The organism is Halobellus sp., assembly GCF_042218505.1.
In the GTDB taxonomy this organism is placed as follows: domain Archaea; phylum Halobacteriota; class Halobacteria; order Halobacteriales; family Haloferacaceae; genus Haloquadratum.
Genome location: NZ_JBDGQZ010000020.1, coordinates 48,977 through 64,730 on the forward strand (window position 1 = coordinate 48,977; position 15,754 = coordinate 64,730).

The window sequence follows — 15,754 nt, forward strand, 5'->3', positions numbered from 1 at the left end:
TCGGGTTCAGTCGTCTTCGCCGCGGTCGAGATACTCTTGCTGGATGGCGACGACTGCGTCGGAGTCAGCGCACTCGGCGTATCGCCGGAGCGGTTCGTCGTTGAGTTCCAGGAAGGTGTGTCCCCAGGTGAACTTCGAGAGCAGCCCCTCCGCGCGGTCACGACGACCGAAGATCGAGAGCCCGGCCGCGAGCGCCTCAACGGTCGTCAGTTGCATCGGGCGACCGAAGTTGACCGGGTTCGCGGCGACGAGATACGGGAGCGCGCGGTGCTCGCCGGGCAGAGAGAATCGGGCCTCGCCGGCCGACTCCCAGGAGCAATCGAGCGCGACGAGCGTACCGGTATCGGCGTCAGCCGGCGAAAGCGCACGCTCTGCGTGAGGGTTGAGGACGACGCCGTAAGGCGTGTCGCGATCCGAACGGTGTAACTCCACGAAGTCGAAACGGGCCAACTTCCGCGCCGTGCACTTCTCGGGGTCGTCGTCGCCCTCGTAGCGGACGTGGAGCGAACCGTCCCATCCGGCCGTCGACACACTGGTGTCGGGCGACTCGTCCGCGTCGGACTCGGAGGTCACAGTCTCGATAGTCGTCGGGGAAGCGAAAAGCCTTCGTCATAGGTGAGAGCCGCACACAGTATGCGGTTCTACCCACTGTGTTTATGTTGATTAATCACTAGTGTTTATTCGGAGGTAAACTCTAATGTCCATCCAAGGGGTCGTGTACAACGGCCCACACGAGGTTGCTGTCGAAGAAGTGGACGATGTGGAAATACAGAATCCGACCGACGTCGTCATCGATGTCACGTCGACGTGTATCTGCGGGTCGGATCTGCATATGTACGAGGGGCGGACCGCGGCAGAACCGGGGATCGTATTCGGTCACGAGGCGATGGGCGTCGTCGACGAGGTAGGCGAAGGGGTTTCGTCACTGGAGGTCGGAGACCGGATCTCGGTCCCGTTCAACGTTGCCTGTGGGCACTGTAAGAACTGCGAGGAAGGAAAGACCGGCTTCTGTCTGAACGTCAATCAGGAGGGGAGCGTCCCCGCTGGCGGCGCCTACGGCTATGTCGGAATGGGTCCCTATCAGGGCGGACAGGCCGAGCGAATGCGCGTTCCGTTCGCGGATTTCAACGCGCTGAAACTCCCCGACGAGGGACACGAGGACGACTTCGCGCTGCTGGCAGACATCTTCCCCACCGGCTGGCACGGCACCGAACTCGCGGACCTCCAACCCGGTGAGTCCGTCGCCATCTTCGGCGCGGGTCCGGTCGGTCTGATGTCCGCATACAGCGCGAAAATCAAGGGCGCGTCCGAGATCTACGTCGTCGATCGCGTCCCCAGTCGCCTCGAACTGGCTGAGGAGCACTGCGACGCCACCGCGATCAACTTCGAGGACGGTAACCCCGTCGAGCAGATCATCGACGAGCACGGGGGGATGGTCAACAAAGGGGTCGATGCCGTCGGCTACCAGTCAGTCGAACCGGAGTCGGTCCGGGACAGCGACGAGCCCTACGACCCTACCAAGGAGAATCCGGGCGTCCTCATCAACCAACTCATCCGTGTCGTCGAGCCGAAAGGACGCCTTGGGATCATCGGACTGTACGTGCCCGAGGATCCGGGCGCACCCGAGACGATCAGTGAGATGGAGGCGCAGGGCCGCCTCGGCATCGACTTCGGGAAGCTCTTCGAGAAGGGTCAGGGACTCGCGACCGGTCAGTGCGACGTGAAGTCCTACAACCGCTACCTCCGTGATCTCATCATCTCGGGCCGCGCGGAGCCGAGTTTCGTCGTCTCCCATCGAGTGGGACTCGACGAGGCGGCGGAGATGTACGATCGGTTCGACAACCGGGAAGAGGGCTTCACCAAAGTCATCCTCGAGCCGTAGCGCTCGACACGGTCTCATTTTTTCCGACGGGGGAACTGGTAAGACGATGGATACCGGACTCTGTCGTATGTGTATGTACTGCAGCGTCGTCTTCGACGACGGCTGGGGCCAACTACTCGAGTATGACGAACTCTACCAGTCGACGTTCGAGGGGCCCACTACGGAGTCCACACACGGGTTTCAGGACTCGTGGGACGACCTCCGCGATGAACTCGGCATCTAGAGGGGAAACGGATCCGACGACGGTGGTGAGTCCGGATCCGCCTCGACGAGTAGCGCGTCGAGTTCGTCTCGAAAGCGCGACTCCGGGACGTCTTGACCGATGAACACCAGCCGCGTCTGCCGTTCGTCGTCCTCGTCCCAGGATCCGATCGGGCCTGCTTGCACTGCCTCGCCGGCCTGACTGACGCCGAGGACGTCATCGAGGCCCGCAACGCGACAGAACCCCTTGGCACGGATGACCGACGGATCGGGATCTTCGAGCCACGCGGCGAACCCCGCAGGATCGAACGGCCGCGTCGAGCGGTAGACGAACGAGGACACTCCGTGGTGCTCGGCGGCCGAGTGATCGTGCTCGTCCGCGAGATGGCGTTTCCAGCCCTGTGAGCCCGACACTGCGGCGAAGTCGAACCGTCCGGTGTCGAGAATGCGGCCCGGATCGATCTCGGAATACGTCGTCCGGAGGAACTCCGCGCGCGGTTGAAGTTCGGTGACGACGGCCTCGATGTCGTCGAGAGCGTCCTCTGGGACCATATCGCACTTGTTGAGCAACAACACGTCGCAGAACTCGATGCTCTCGACGAGCACCTCGCTCAGCGGTCGTTCGTCGTCGGCGCGGGCGCTGTCGGGAAGCGACGTCCCGGCGTCGAACTCCTTCCAGAAGCCGTAGGTGTCGAGGACCGTCACCATCGTGTCGAGACGGAACTGCTCCGTTGGATCGACGTCGCTCTCGTCGGTCCCCTCAGTGAACACCTGCGCGACCGGGATGGGTTCGCTGATGCCCGAGGATTCCACGAGCAGGTAATCGACGTCGCGCTCTGTGACGAGGTCGTGTGCCTCCGTGAGGAGGTCGTCCTGCAGTCGGCAGCAGATGCACCCGTTCGAGAGGTCGATGACGCCGGACTCCTCGTTGCGGTCGGCGACGAGTTCGGCGTCGACGTTGACGTCGCCCATATCGTTGACAATGACGCCGACTTCGTACCCTTGCTGATTCGCGAGGACGTGATTCACGAGCGTCGTTTTGCCGGCACCGAGGTATCCGCTTACCACTGTCACCGGTGTACTGTCAGAACTCATATGCACGGTAGCGAATCGGGAGATAAAACGTTCCCGGCGGCAGGGATGCCGTCCGGACGCGACTGCGACCGTCCGAAGCCGAAGGAACGGATCCAGGACGGTCACTCTGCTCGTAGCCGACGCGTGGACGGCGAGACAACGACGGCAGAGCACCGCAGGCCGCAATTATCTGCCGGTCACGGGCCATACATTCGACCGACTATGTGCCACTCTTACCGCCCGACCAGTTGTCGACCTCAGGATTCAGAACCCATACTTCTGACTTCGACCGTTCCGTCAGCCGAGACGCGAACGGTTCGGTCCGCCACGGAGAAGATTACGCTCGCGTCGTCGTCATTTACCGATGCGAGAAACCGTTCGGCCGGTTCCGTCTCGACGGCGTCGTACAGGGGCGATTCGTCCCACGATCCCTCGCTGTCGACGAGCGCTGCGGCGAGGGTCGCATCGAGTTCGTCCGGTCCGTCGAAGTCGTGATAGCCTACTCGCCGCCACTCGCTGAGTCCCTCCGGACCCGGATCTCCCGTCTGATTCGTCATACGAGTCCGTTCGTTGCGAAGCGTATGAAACGGGTCTACGCTGGCGTCAAGTTTGCCACGATTTGACCGAATTGTCCGTTTAATCGGTGGTTATTGGGGGAAAGCGAAGTCAGTCCGACTCATCGGCACCGAGCGCCGATTCGCCGACCGGGTCGTGGCCGTCGATGACCTCGGTGCCGCTCATATACGGCTGGAGCGCCTCCGGCACCGTGACCGTGCCGTCGTCGTTCTGGTAGTACTCCATTATTGCGACGACGATCCGGGGGATCGCGAGCCCCGAACCGTTGAGCGTGTGGAGGTACTCGGCCGATTCGTGCCGCTCAGGCCGGTAGCGGAGGCCGGCGCGGCGCGCCTGGAACGCACCGAAGTTCGAGACCGAGGACACTTCGAGCCATCGGCCACCCAGGTCGGGGCCCTCCTCCATATCGTCGGCCGGGGCCCATACCTCGATGTCGTACTTTTTCCGCTGCGTGAATCCGAGGTCGCCAGTACACATCTCGAGGATCCGGTAGGGGAGTTCCAACCGACGGAGCACCTCCTCGGCCTCGTCGACGAGTCCCTCGAACCGCGCTTCGCTCTCCTCGGGCCGGACGAAGTTGACCATCTCGACCTTGTTGAACTGGTGAACGCGGACGATGCCGCGGGTCTCGGTGCCGTGCTCGCCCGCCTCGCGGCGGAAGTTCGGCGTGTAGGCCTGGATCTTCAGCGGCAGATCGTCGTCGAGCAGGATCTCGTCGCGGTACATATTCGTCACCGGGACCTCCGCGGTCGGACAGAGCCACAGGTCGTCGTCGTCCCAGGGATCGTCGTTCGCGCCGCCGATGCGGTAGGCGTCCTCGGTGAACTTCGGGAACTGGCCCGTGCCGATCATCGAGCGTGAGTTGACCGGGATCGGCGGGAAGACGTCGACGTATCCCTGCTCGCGATGGATGTCCATCATAAACTGGATCAGGGCGTGTTCCAAGCGCGCGCCGTCGCCCTTCGTGAAGTAGAATCCGCCGCCGGTCACCTTCGCGCCCCGCTGGAAGTCCAGGATCTCGAGGTCTTCGCCGAGATCGTAGTGTGGAACGACCGATTCGGGGAGGTCGCGGTGGTCGTCGAAGCCCTCGCGGCGGCGCTCGACGTTCTCGGACTCGTCGGCACCGATCGGAACTTCGTCGGCCGGGATCTGTGGAATCTCGAGCAGAGCAGCCTCGAGTTCGGCTTCGAGTTCGGTCGCGCGCGATTCGACTTCGTCGATTTCGGCTTTGAGTTCCTGTGAGCGCTCGATGGCTTCCTGGGCCTCTTCCTCGTTGCCTTCGGCTTTCAGATCACCGATCTTCGAGGAGATCTCGTTGCGTTCGTGGCGGAGGTCGTCGCCGCGCGTCTTCAGTTCGCGCCACTCCTCGTCGACGGCCAGAACGCGGTCGAGATCGACGTCCTCGACGCCCTTCTGCTCCAAGGCGGCGCGGACCGCGTCGGGGTTCTCGCGGAGGAACTGTCTTTCGATCATACCGGCCGATTCTTGGGGATCCGGCAAAACCGTGTCGCATCGACGGGGCGGCCGGACCCCCGATCGGGGTGGCAGAACGGAAAGACACATACCCGATGGCGAACTGGGGGTCAGTAACGTGACGTCGAGTACGAGACGTTGGCTCCGTCGAAAGGTCTCCGATGCGTATCAACGGATGCTTCGACGGCAACTCGACGATGCACCGGCGCACGTCGCGATCATTCAGGACGGTAACCGACGCTACGCCCGCGAACAGGGCGACGACGCGCCGGAGGGTCACCGCGAGGGCGCGGAGACGACAGAGCAGGTCCTCGAGTGGTGCGACGAACTCGGCGTCGAGGAGTTGACGCTGTATGCCTTCTCGACGGAGAACTTCGACCGTCCGGCGGACGAACTCGACCCGCTTTTCGACCTCCTCGAATCGAAACTCTACGAGTTCGCCGACGCAGACCGCGTTCACGAGAACGGCGTCCGGATCGGCGCGATCGGCGACGTGGACCGACTCCCCGAGCGGGTCCGCGAGGCCGTCGCGTACGCGGAGTCGCAGACGGCCGGATACGACACGCTCCGGCTCAACATCGCGCTCGCATACGGTGGCCGATCGGAGTTGCTCGGCGCGGCACGGGAGATCGCCCGCGAGGTGGAATCCGGTGACCTCGACCCCGACGACGTCGACGCGACGGCCGTGGAGGCGCGCCTGGCGCGTCACACCACGCGCGACGTCGATCTCATCGTTCGGACCGGCGGCGACGAGCGGACCTCGAACTTCCTGCCGTGGCACGCCAACGGCAACGAGGCTGCGGTTTATTTCTGCGCGCCGTACTGGCCCGAGTTCTCGAAGGCTGACTTCCTCCGCGGGCTCCGGACGTACGAGTCCCGTGAACAGTCCTGGCAGCAGTCGCGGACCGAGCGGGCGGTGGCGCTGGTCCGCGCCGTCACGGAGACCGAACTCGCCGACGCCCGGGCGGTCACTCGCAGGCTCCGGTCGAAACTCCCCTCGGCGGGCGCACAGGAGGTCTCGGCCGAACTGGCGCGTCAGCGCGGGACCGATCCCGCCGACAGGGCGGACTGACCGACACTGACCTCCGGTTGCGACGCGACGGTCCCGACTGATCGGCGGAGAGACGGCTTTTCGACGCGGAAACCACTGTCCCGCGGTAGGAGGGGCTGCTGACACGGCGCGCCGATCACCGACCAAACCGTCGCTGACGGCTCTTGTAGTCGAGGACAGCCCGGAGGTAATCGCGTCGCCGGAAATCCCGCCAGTTGACGTCGGTGAAGTAGAGTTCCGAGTAGACCGACTGCCAGATCAGGAAGTCGGAGAGCCGCTCGGCACCGGTCTTGATCAGGAGGTCTGGCTCGTCGTCGAAGACGAGTCGCTCCTCGATCCGGTCGGCGTCGACGTCGTCGGGATCGAGATCGCCCGATTCGACCGACTCTGCGATGCGCTTGACGGCCGACGCGAACTCCTCCTTGCCGCCGAGACCGATGCTGATCTGGACGGGCGCGTCGGCGCGTTCGGTGTCGTCCGGGCCGCGCACGTCGATCGGTTCGGGCGACTCCACCGCTCGAAGTTCCCGAGACAGCGTCGGGACGACCGCCTCGTCGAGGACACTGACCGAGACCGTCGCGCGCCGTGCCCCGTACTCGAACGCCCAGGACAGAAAGTCCGCGAGCGTGTCGTAGGCGCCCTGTTCGAGCAGGTCGCGCTCGGTGATGACGACGGCGACGTGCTCGGGCGGGTCGGCGTCGTGGAGCCGATAGCGGAGGGCGAGATACCGGTCGTACAGTCCCACGGCGCACCGTCCGCGGCCGAGTGGCATATGTTTCCGGGTTCGGATCGAGGGACAACCTGGGAAACCACGAGACGCGATGTCGGGACCGTTAAGTGCGCGTCGGGGATATCCCGTGACGTGCAACAGACGCTTCGGCGGGCAGGTGGATTCGCCCTGGTCGGGACGGTCTCGGTGACCGCACCGGTGCTAGGCCGGGCGGCGTTTGTTCCTTTCGCCGCCGTCGCACTGCTCGCGGCGTTCGTGATCACCGACGGGCCTCTGTTCGACCTGTTCGCACGGCCCAGCGACCGCCGCGAGGGCCGGCTAAACGGACTTGCGGGCTTCGCCCTCGCTGCGGCCGGTCTGGCGATTCTGGCGACCGAACTCGGACTTCCCGTCGATCTGTTCGTCGCAAGCGTCTTCGTACTCTCGTATGGGAATCTCGGCAAGCGCCTCGTGGCCGAGGTGTCGGACGAGCCGTTCCTGGGAACGGCCGGATTCGGCGTCGCCGGGAGCGCTGCGGGCTTCGTTGGGCAGGCCGGCGTGGCCTCCCTCACGTCGACTCCGACCGTCGCGCCGCGGTTCGCGTTTCTCGCAGTCGCGGGCGCGCTCGTTGCGGCGCTCTTCCGTGAGATGCTCTTCGAGCGGGACGACCCGCTGGTGATGCTCTCGACCGGCCTGCTGCTGTGGCTGTTCGACACTCTCGCGGTGTCCGTCGGCGTCCTCGACGTCGGAGCCGCTCTCGCTGTCACCGTAGGGCTCGGATACGCCTCGTATGCGCTCGGGGCCGCGTCCGTGGCCGGGATGCTCTCGGGCGTCCTTCTGGGCCTTCTTGTCATCGTCTTCGGCGGCTTCGGCTGGTTTGCCGTGCTCATCGCCTTTTTCGGAATCGGCTCGCTCTCCACGAAGTTCCGCTACGAGAAGAAAAAGCGCCGGGGGATCGCCGAGGAGAACGAAGGAGCGCGGGGGACCGGGAACGTCCTCGGCAACGCTGCGGTCGCGCTGCTCTGCGTGCTTCTCTTCGCTGCGAGCCGGTCGCTGCCCGTCGACGGACTGCTGTTTCAGTACGCCTTCGCCGGATCGATGGCCGCGGCACTCAGCGATACGCTCTCCTCCGAAATCGGCGGGCTCTTCGACAGTCCACGGCTCATCACCACGATGGAGTCGGTGCCGCCGGGGACCGACGGCGGAGTGACCTGGCAGGGCGAGGTGTTCGGCCTCCTCGGTGCCGTCATCGTCGGCGCCGTCGCGTTCGTGCTGCTTCCGAACGTCGGCCCCGTGGGCGCGGTTCTCGTGGCTCTCGGTGGGTTCCTCGGGATGACAATCGACAGCGTCCTCGGCGCAACCGTCGAGGGGCAGCGGTTCGGCAACGAGGCGGTGAACTTCGCGGCGACGCTGGTCGGGGCCGTGGTGAGCGCCGCTGCCGCGCTCACGATGTTGCAACCGTGATCCGGCCGGCCCGCCCCACCGACGTCTCAGCGATCGTCGCGCTGCAGTCGCATCTTGATGCGCCGTCCCCCGAGCTGCTGGCGTCGTTCGCGGCCGTCGGCTCGTGTCTGGTGTCGGTCGAGCGTCCCGGTGGCGACCCAGTCGGTTATGCGATCACAGTCGGCGAGGGCGACGCCCACCTCGCGGAGTTGGTCGTCGGTCCCGATTATCGACGTCGCGGCCACGGCCGAACGCTCGTCGAGGGAGTCGTCGCGCGACGCGACCCCGGAACGCGAGTGACGCTTCTCGTCGCCGTCGACAACGACCCGGCGCGGTCGCTGTACGAGTCGGTCGGGTTCCACCCGGTGGCCTACCAGCCGTGTTTCTACGAGCGCGGGGGCGCGTGGGCCGATGCGCTCGTCTACGCGTACGACGTGCCGGAGTAGCCACTGGAACGTGGAGACTGGGGCGCTCAGTTTGCGACCGACGTCGCCAACTGATCGGCCGTCAGCAGTCGAACGCCAACCGGTTTCTTCACGAACTCGCCGGTCGAGGCCGCAACAGCGTGGTCGACCCCGCGCTGGGCGGCCACGTCGAGGAGGCGCTGTGAGAACTCGCCGTCGACGACGGCGGCGTACGGCACGGGCTCGGTCGTCGAGAGCGCGTCGAAGGCCTCGCTGACGGGCCGTTCCTCGAGGGCAACGAGATCGGCGTCGAGAAGTCGGATCGTCCCGCTCCCGTCGTCGATGACCTCCCGGACGTGGTCAGCGAGCGACTGTGGGTGGTCCATCGTCGAGTCATCACTCCCGTCGGCGTTGTCGCTCTCATCGGCGTCGTCAGAAGTCGCTCCCGTATCGTCCGCAGTCGCGTCCGCGTCGTCTGCAGTCGAAGTGCCGTCCGCCCCCAATACATCGTCGCGAACCGTTGGCTGTTCGGCCGTCGTCATAGTTTCGTCTGCGCCCGGCACTTCGGACTCGGTCACGGTCGACTCCGTCGTCTCGGCCGCGTCCGTTGAATCCGTCGTCTCGGCTGTATCGGTCGATTCCGCCGGTTCGGACGGGCCCGTTGAATCTCCCGTCGGGCTGTCGACGTCGGCGCGTTCGGTGACTTCGGGGGTCGGTTCGTCACCGTTCGATTCCGTCGCACTCACCTCGGCACGCACGGGCTCCGCCGGCGGCGTGGTGTACTCCGAAGAGATGGACGCATCCGAGTCGAGGGTTCTCGGCATCGATCGGCGATCGACAGCGGGGTGGGCCGCCGACTCAGTCGTCGGCGACCCCTTCGGAGGGTCCGGCGTGTCACCGCCCGCCCCGGTGTCCGGATTGTCCGCATCGTCTGCCGACGCGGCAGTCTCGGCATCGAACGTGTACGACTCCATAGAGACCTTGTTACGGAGCGCGGCGAACACCTCGTGGCGCTTGAGATCTTCGACCGAGCGGCCCGAGGGGGCGAATGCGACGTGATCGACGTCGCCCACCTGCGTGAGTTCGCGCAGAATGAGTTCGCCGCCGCGGTCCCCGTCGAGGAAGGCGGTAGTCGTCCGATTCTGGGTGAGATCCGCCACCACCTCGGGCACGTTCGTACCTTCGACGGCGATAGCGTTCTTGATCCCGTAGCTCAGGAGCGTCAGGACGTCTGCCCGGCCCTCGACGACTACGACTGCATCCGAGTCGGCGACGTTGGGGCCGGCGGGAAGGCCCTCGTGCTCGCTGATGTCCTCGATGCGGACGCTCTCTTTCACCTCCGAGAGGATCTCGTTCGAGGACATCACGCTCTCGTCGAACGACTCCGAGAGCAGTTCTTTCGCCCGCTCGACGACCTCTCGGCGTTTCGCCTCGCGAACGTCTTCGATGTCAGTCACTTCAGCGGTGGCCCGACAGGGACCGACGCGTGTGATCGTCTCGAGGGAGGCGGCGAGGATCGCGGTTTTGACGCGGTCGAGGCTGCTCGCGATGGTAACAGTCCCGAACGACTGGCCGTTCTGCGAGTCGATTTCAACGTCGATACGCCCAACTTTCGACGACTGCTGGAGGTCCCGGAGGTCCAGGTCGTCGCCGAGAAGTCCCTCGGTCTGCCCGAAGATGGCCCCGACGACGTCGGACCGTTCGACGACCCCGTCTGCGGTGATCGCTGCGTGAATGAGGTATTTTTCAGTGTCTTCCATTGATGAATCCCCCCGTAGGGGTGCTGTGATGGTGATATGAGCGTCATGGGAAACCCGATGACGTCCTTATATATGGGTTGCTCGCGGCAAATATCTATCGTGTCAAAAACAGACATTGATACTGGTGTCGTGGCCACCTGATCAGTCGTGATTTGTCGGCGCTGCGGCCGAACTACGACCGGAACGGCCGCGACGCAGCACTGTCTGGACCGCCCGAACGGCGTTCTACTGGCCCGATAGGAAGCGCATTCGACGTGTACTGTCACAAATCGTCGTTGGATACGTGTTAGTGAAGTGTAATAAATGATTGGAGGCGTATTACGAAGAAAATCTCTCTTCGAAAACCGCTATCGAATTTCAAAAAGTAATCTTTACCCGTGACGAGTAGTGAGTATAATTCGATGACGCGACAGAAGACCGATTACCTATGGATAGGCGTCTTCGCAGTACTCGTGACGTTCGCAATCCCGTGGTTCCTCTGGCGCGATGCGACGACCTGGCAGGGACTGCCGGTGTGGCTGTGGTGGCACATCGGCTGGATGGTGCTGGCCTCGGTCGCGTTCGCGCTGTTCGCCCGCGGTGCGTGGGACAGAGGGATGAACGTCGATCCCGAGGAGGTGGGGTTCAATGGCTAGTTCGCAGTTGGTCGTCCAACTCGGCATCGTCGGAGGGTACCTCGCCGTCGCTCTCGTGGTTGGGCTACTCGCGTACCGCCTGACGGGCCGTGACGCAGAGGACTACTACCTGGCGAGTCGCTCAATCGGGACGGTCGTCCTGCTGTTTACCACGTTCGCGACGCTGCTGTCGGCGTTCACGTTCTTCGGTGGGCCGAACCTCGCTTACGGGGCGGGCCCGGAGTGGATTCTCGTGATGGGGCTGATGGACGGGATCCTCTTTGCGATCCTCTGGTATCTGATCGGCTACCGGCAGTGGCTGATCGGCAAGTTTCAGGGGTACGTCACCCTCGGCGAGATGCTCGGCGACCGCTTCGGGTCGCGGCGACTCAGGGCGCTCGTGGCGGGCGTCTCGCTGTTCTGGCTGTTCCCGTACGTGATGCTCCAGCAGATGGGTGCGGGTGAGGCGATTGTCGGCCTCACGAACGGGGCGATTCCCTACTGGGTCGGCGCGGCCGGCATCACCCTGTTTATCATCGCGTACGTCGTCGCCGCGGGGCTCCGCGGCGTCGCGTGGACCGACACCATCCAGGGACTGTTTATGCTCGGAATCGTCTGGATCGCGGTCGGCTGGGTTCTCTCGAGCGCCGGCGGTCTCGACATCGTCTCGTCGTCGGTGGCGGACGCCAACCCTGAGTTCCTCTCGCTGGGCGGCGGTCTCTACTCGCCGCAGTGGATGATCGCCCAGGCGGTGACCATCGCCTTCGGCGTCACGATGTTCCCACAGATCAATCAGCGCTTCTTCGTCGCCAAGGACGCCCGCGTCCTGAAGCGGTCGTTCGCGCTGTGGCCGGTCCTCGTCGTGCTCCTGTTCGTTCCCGCGTTCCTCCTTGGTACGTGGGCCGCTGGACTCGGCATCGTCGTCCCGGAGGGCTCGAACGTGATTCCGGTCCTCCTGAACGAGTACACGCCCGCGTGGTTCGCGGCGCTCGTCGTCGCTGGCGCGATGGCGGCGATGATGTCGTCGTCGGACTCGATGCTCCTCTCGGGGTCGTCGTATCTGACTCGGGACCTCTATCGGCCGTTCGTGAATCCGAGCGCGAGCGACGAGCGCGAGGCGTGGATCGGCCGCATCGGCGTCGTCGTCTTCGCCGTCGGGACGTTCGTCGTCAGCCTGTTCCGTCCGGGAACGCTCATCACCGTGGGTGACACCGCCTTCGGCGGGTACGCGCAGTTGGCGCTCCCGGTGATCGTGGCGCTCTACTGGCCGAAGACGACCCGCCAGGGGATGTTCGCAGGCGTCGCAGGGTCGCAACTCTTCTACCTCCTGCACGTGTTCCTCCCCGCGTTCACGGTCGGCGGTGTGACCGTGTTCGGATCGGCGTACCTCACCTGGGACTTCGCGCTCTACGGGATGGTGCTGTCACTCGTCCTCACCGTCGGCGTGTCGCTGCTCACGACCGCCGACGCCGACGAGCGCGCCGAGACGTTCACCGTCGGCACGCGAGCGGACTGACGTCGGATTCGCAATCGACCACGACGTCTCGCCGGCGACTCGGTTGACGGAGTATTCGGGTTTCGACCCGGCCGTCGTCGCCGACACCATCGGAGGCGCACCCCGCTGTCAGCGGGATTGATTATGGACCCGAAAAACCGTACGCGTATGCAGACACACATTATCCCGGTCGGCTTCGATTACGACCGACTGATCGCGCCGCTCATCCGGGATCAACAGGACGTCGACCGGGTGATCCTCCTCGAAGGAGCGGTCGGCAGCGAGTCGAACGTGGAGTACTCCCGGAACCTCTCGGAGAAACTGGAGAAGGACTTCCAGAATCTCCTCGGCGCCGACACCGAGCGCGTCGTCCTCGCGGACGTCTACGATTACGACGCCGCCTTCGAGCAGGCGTACGACCTCATCAACGAGGAACTCGACGCCGCCGCCGACACCGAGGTGTGGGTGAACGTCTCGGCGATGCCGCGGCCCGTCTCGTTCGCGTTCGCCACTGCGGCCCACTCGATTATGGTCGAGCGGCAGGAGGACCGCGAGCGGATCCACACCTACTACACGGCCCCGGAGAAGTACCTCGAAACCGAGCTCGCCGAGGAAGTCAGGGAGGCGAAAGCGCTATTGGGAGAGTTACTCGCAGGCGAGGACGTCGACGACGAGCGCATCGAGGCGCGGTACGAGTCGGCCGTGGACATCATCTCGGAGTTCGACGAGCGTGGGACCACCATCGGCGCCAAGCGCATCGGCGGCAGCCACATCGTCGAACTCCCCGTCGCCTCCTTCCGGAACGTCAAGCCCTTCGAGGAGGTGATTCTCTTCGAACTCGGTGAGTACGGCGAGTTCGACTCGGTGTCGGAACTCGCAGAGACTCTCGCACGGGATATGAACGAGGAGTATACCGACTCCTTCAGATCGAAGGTGATCTACAACGTCGACCGGTTGGGTCCCGGCGGGAAGGGCTACATCGAACAGGAAGAACACGGCAAGTCCTACCGGACTCGTCTCTCACGGATCGGGCAGTTGTGGGTGCGAGCCCATGCCGAAGACGACGTCCTCAGTGAGGAGTAGCGCTGCAGTACTACTCGACGTCGAGGTCGAACTGAGCGTTTTCGACCACCGGATTGAGAACGACGCTGGTGTTCGACTCGCGGATGTCGGTGTCGGTAAGCAACTCCTTGATCTGGTCATTCATTCCGTCTGTGTCCTCGAACTTCCCGACGGCGATGACGTCGTAGTCGCCGGTGACCTCGTAGACCGTGGTCATCTGTTTCTGCTCTTTGAGTCGCTCGGTGATGTCCGGGAGCGCACTCCCTTCGACCTTCAGTTGGATGATCGCCGTGACGTCGTACCCGAGCGCGTCGTAATTGATCCGGGGGGTGTACCCATCGATGACGCCCTCGTCTTCGAGATCACGAAGGTGGTTCGAGACCGTCGTCACCGAGACGTCGAGATCCTCCGCCAGACTCCGAAGACTCGCGCGACCGTCGCCAAGCAGTGCGTTGATGAGTTTTGCATCGAGGTTTTCGTACGTCATTACACCCAAAATGCCTCTGGGGGCATTAGAATTTTACGAATATCCAATTAGGAGTGATCCAAGGGGCATTTGCACTAAGCGATAAGGTCTTTATACTGGGAGTGTTCGGATTCGATTGTCCAGGATATGACGGACCAAAATACACCCATCCCTGTAACAGACGGGGGACTTTCGGCCGAAGCACAGCGTGTTATCGACGAGATCGAGGAGAAAGACGTAGACTTTCTCCGCCTGCAGTTCACCGACATCCTCGGCACCGTAAAGAACGTCGCCGTTCCGGCCACCCAGGCCGAGAAGGCGTTCACCGACGGAATCTACTTCGACGGATCGAGCATCGAGGGCTTCGTCCGCATTCAGGAGTCAGATATGCGGCTCAAGCCCGATCCCGAGACCTTCGCGGTCCTGCCGTGGCGCGACGGCCGCTCCGCGCGGCTCATCTGTGACGTGATCAACACGTCCACGGGCGAACCCTTCGAGGGCGACCCGCGCCGCGTACTGAAGAACGCACTCGATCGCGCCGAGGAGATGGGCTATACCGTCAACGTCGCCCCCGAACCGGAGTTCTTCCTTTTCGAAGAAGACGAGGACGGCCGCGCGACGACGAAGACCAGCGACGCCGGTGGCTACTTCGACCTTGCACCGAAGGACCTCGCGTCCGACGTTCGCCGTGACATCATCTATGGTCTCGAACAGATGGACTTCGAGATCGAGGCCAGCCACCACGAGGTCGCCGAGGGTCAGCACGAGATCAACTTCGAGTACGACGATGCGCTCTCGACGGCCGATAACGTCGCAACGTTCCGGACGGTCGTTCGCGCCATCGCGGCCCAGCACGACCTCCACGCGACGTTTATGCCCAAGCCGATCCCAAAAATCAACGGCTCAGGGATGCACACGCACATCTCGTTGTTCGATGAGGACGGCAACAACGCCTTCCACGACGAGGGCAGCGAATTCGATCTCTCGGAGACGGCCCACTCGTTCCTCGCTGGCATCCTCGACCACGCGCCGGCGATCACAGCCGTCGCCGACCCGACGGTGAACTCCTACAAGCGCCTCGTCCCCGGCTACGAGGCTCCGGTCTATATCGCGTGGTCCGACCGCAACCGTTCGGCGCTCATCCGGAAGCCGGCCGCGCGCGTCCCTGCCGCGAGCCGTATCGAGGCCCGGTTCCCTGACCCGTCCTGTAATCCCTACCTCGCCTTCGCGGCGCTCATCACCGCCGGACTGGAAGGGATCGAGCAGGGGCTGGACTGCCCCGATCCGGTTCGAGAGAACATCTACGAGTTCGACGAGGAGATGCGCCAGGAGTACGGCATCGAGACGCTCCCGGCGAATCTCGGCGAGGCTGTCGACGCGCTCGAAGAGGACGAAATCATCGAGGAGGCGCTTGGCGGCCACGTCTACGACAAGTTCGTAGAGGCCAAGAACCAGGAGTACGACGAGTTCCGTATCGACGTCTCCCAGTGGGAACTCGACCGCTACCTCGAGACCTACTGAACGGCGTCACCACCCGACTCGGT

General features: G+C 64.0%; 16 protein-coding genes. 9 read left to right on the plus strand and 7 right to left on the minus strand.

The window, feature by feature from the left end:
* Positions 1–6: 6 nt before the first annotated feature.
* Positions 7–531, minus strand: a complete 525-nt coding sequence (locus ABEI27_RS06860; RefSeq protein ID WP_375798693.1) for a DUF367 family protein — start codon at positions 529–531, stop codon at positions 7–9.
* Positions 532–703: 172 nt separating this feature from the next.
* On the opposite strand from ABEI27_RS06860, the gene ABEI27_RS06865 reads away from it, so the two are divergent.
* Both ABEI27_RS06865 and ABEI27_RS06870 read left to right on the plus strand, forming a co-directional pair.
* Positions 704–1,882: a glutathione-independent formaldehyde dehydrogenase gene (locus ABEI27_RS06865; protein WP_375798694.1), complete on the plus strand. Its 1,179-nt coding sequence runs from the start codon at positions 704–706 to the stop codon at positions 1,880–1,882.
* 67 nt (positions 1,883–1,949) lie between these two features.
* Positions 1,950–2,105, plus strand: coding sequence for a hypothetical protein (locus ABEI27_RS06870; protein WP_375798666.1), 156 nt, complete (start codon positions 1,950–1,952; stop codon positions 2,103–2,105).
* On the opposite strand, the gene ABEI27_RS06875 is transcribed toward ABEI27_RS06870, so the two are convergent.
* From ABEI27_RS06875 to serS, 3 genes are all read right to left on the minus strand, one after another.
* Positions 2,102–3,178, minus strand: coding sequence for a CobW family GTP-binding protein (locus ABEI27_RS06875; RefSeq protein WP_375798667.1), 1,077 nt, complete (start codon positions 3,176–3,178; stop codon positions 2,102–2,104). The genes ABEI27_RS06870 and ABEI27_RS06875 overlap by 4 nt on opposite strands.
* A gap of 236 nt (positions 3,179–3,414) precedes the next feature.
* Entirely contained in the window at positions 3,415–3,714 is a 300-nt protein-coding gene (locus ABEI27_RS06880; RefSeq protein ID WP_375798668.1) for a HalOD1 output domain-containing protein, read from the minus strand.
* Positions 3,715–3,823: 109 nt separating this feature from the next.
* On the minus strand, positions 3,824–5,206 hold the full coding sequence (gene serS / locus ABEI27_RS06885) for a serine--tRNA ligase (protein WP_375798669.1): 1,383 nt from the start codon (positions 5,204–5,206) through the stop codon (positions 3,824–3,826).
* 175 nt (positions 5,207–5,381) lie between these two features.
* On the opposite strand from serS, the gene uppS reads away from it, so the two are divergent.
* Entirely contained in the window at positions 5,382–6,278 is an 897-nt protein-coding gene (uppS, locus tag ABEI27_RS06890) for a polyprenyl diphosphate synthase (protein WP_375798670.1), read from the plus strand.
* Between the two features lie 115 nt (positions 6,279–6,393).
* On the opposite strand, the gene ABEI27_RS06895 is transcribed toward uppS, so the two are convergent.
* On the minus strand, positions 6,394–7,002 hold the full coding sequence (locus tag ABEI27_RS06895) for an undecaprenyl diphosphate synthase family protein (RefSeq protein WP_375798671.1): 609 nt from the start codon (positions 7,000–7,002) through the stop codon (positions 6,394–6,396).
* A 117-nt stretch (positions 7,003–7,119) separates the two neighbouring features.
* Between ABEI27_RS06895 and ABEI27_RS06900 the strand changes: the two genes are divergently transcribed.
* Together ABEI27_RS06900 and ABEI27_RS06905 are read left to right on the plus strand one after the other, a co-directional pair.
* Positions 7,120–8,430 carry a TIGR00297 family protein gene (locus tag ABEI27_RS06900; protein WP_375798672.1) on the plus strand — a complete coding sequence of 437 codons (1,311 nt, stop codon included), beginning with the start codon at positions 7,120–7,122 and terminating at the stop codon, positions 8,428–8,430.
* Positions 8,427–8,855 (plus strand): GNAT family N-acetyltransferase, encoded by a 429-nt coding sequence (locus tag ABEI27_RS06905; RefSeq protein WP_375798673.1) that lies wholly within the window; start codon positions 8,427–8,429, stop codon positions 8,853–8,855. Before ABEI27_RS06900 ends, ABEI27_RS06905 begins: the two co-directional genes overlap by 4 nt.
* Before the next feature lie 26 nt (positions 8,856–8,881).
* Here the strand turns inward: ABEI27_RS06905 and dnaG are convergent, their stop codons facing one another.
* A complete protein-coding gene (gene dnaG, locus ABEI27_RS06910; protein ID WP_375798674.1) occupies positions 8,882–10,573 on the minus strand; it encodes a DNA primase DnaG in 1,692 nt (563 codons plus the stop codon).
* 401 nt (positions 10,574–10,974) lie between these two features.
* Here dnaG and ABEI27_RS06915 point away from each other — a divergent pair, with 401 nt between their 5' ends.
* The 3 genes from ABEI27_RS06915 (at position 10,975) to ABEI27_RS06925 (ending at position 13,765) form a co-directional block, all read left to right on the plus strand.
* Positions 10,975–11,208: a DUF3311 domain-containing protein gene (locus ABEI27_RS06915; protein ID WP_375798675.1), complete on the plus strand. Its 234-nt coding sequence runs from the start codon at positions 10,975–10,977 to the stop codon at positions 11,206–11,208.
* Positions 11,201–12,703: a sodium:solute symporter gene (locus ABEI27_RS06920; RefSeq protein ID WP_375798676.1), complete on the plus strand. Its 1,503-nt coding sequence runs from the start codon at positions 11,201–11,203 to the stop codon at positions 12,701–12,703. Before ABEI27_RS06915 ends, ABEI27_RS06920 begins: the two co-directional genes overlap by 8 nt.
* Positions 12,704–12,850: 147 nt before the next feature.
* Entirely contained in the window at positions 12,851–13,765 is a 915-nt protein-coding gene (locus ABEI27_RS06925; RefSeq protein WP_375798677.1) for a DUF6293 family protein, read from the plus strand.
* A gap of 10 nt (positions 13,766–13,775) precedes the next feature.
* Here the strand turns inward: ABEI27_RS06925 and lrp are convergent, their stop codons facing one another.
* The gene (gene lrp, locus ABEI27_RS06930; RefSeq protein WP_375798678.1) at positions 13,776–14,231 is read right to left on the minus strand and encodes an HTH-type transcriptional regulator Lrp; all 456 of its coding nucleotides are present in this window, start codon (positions 14,229–14,231) and stop codon (positions 13,776–13,778) included.
* Positions 14,232–14,357: 126 nt separating this feature from the next.
* Between lrp and glnA the strand changes: the two genes are divergently transcribed.
* Positions 14,358–15,731 carry a type I glutamate--ammonia ligase gene (gene glnA, locus ABEI27_RS06935; RefSeq protein ID WP_375798679.1) on the plus strand — a complete coding sequence of 458 codons (1,374 nt, stop codon included), beginning with the start codon at positions 14,358–14,360 and terminating at the stop codon, positions 15,729–15,731.
* The last annotated feature ends 23 nt before the right edge of the window (positions 15,732–15,754 follow it).

Coding starts and splice junctions, on each gene's coding strand:
- ABEI27_RS06870 (WP_375798666.1), top strand. CDS start 1,950: ATGTGTATGTACTGCAGCGTCGTCTTCGACGACGGCTGGGGCCAACTA.
- ABEI27_RS06875 (WP_375798667.1), bottom strand. CDS start 3,178: ATGAGTTCTGACAGTACACCGGTGACAGTGGTAAGCGGATACCTCGGT.
- ABEI27_RS06880 (WP_375798668.1), bottom strand. CDS start 3,714: ATGACGAATCAGACGGGAGATCCGGGTCCGGAGGGACTCAGCGAGTGG.
- serS (WP_375798669.1), bottom strand. CDS start 5,206: ATGATCGAAAGACAGTTCCTCCGCGAGAACCCCGACGCGGTCCGCGCC.
- uppS (WP_375798670.1), top strand. CDS start 5,382: ATGCTTCGACGGCAACTCGACGATGCACCGGCGCACGTCGCGATCATT.
- dnaG (WP_375798674.1), bottom strand. CDS start 10,573: ATGGAAGACACTGAAAAATACCTCATTCACGCAGCGATCACCGCAGAC.
- ABEI27_RS06915 (WP_375798675.1), top strand. CDS start 10,975: ATGACGCGACAGAAGACCGATTACCTATGGATAGGCGTCTTCGCAGTA.
- ABEI27_RS06920 (WP_375798676.1), top strand. CDS start 11,201: ATGGCTAGTTCGCAGTTGGTCGTCCAACTCGGCATCGTCGGAGGGTAC.
- ABEI27_RS06925 (WP_375798677.1), top strand. CDS start 12,851: ATGCAGACACACATTATCCCGGTCGGCTTCGATTACGACCGACTGATC.
- lrp (WP_375798678.1), bottom strand. CDS start 14,231: ATGACGTACGAAAACCTCGATGCAAAACTCATCAACGCACTGCTTGGC.
- glnA (WP_375798679.1), top strand. CDS start 14,358: ATGACGGACCAAAATACACCCATCCCTGTAACAGACGGGGGACTTTCG.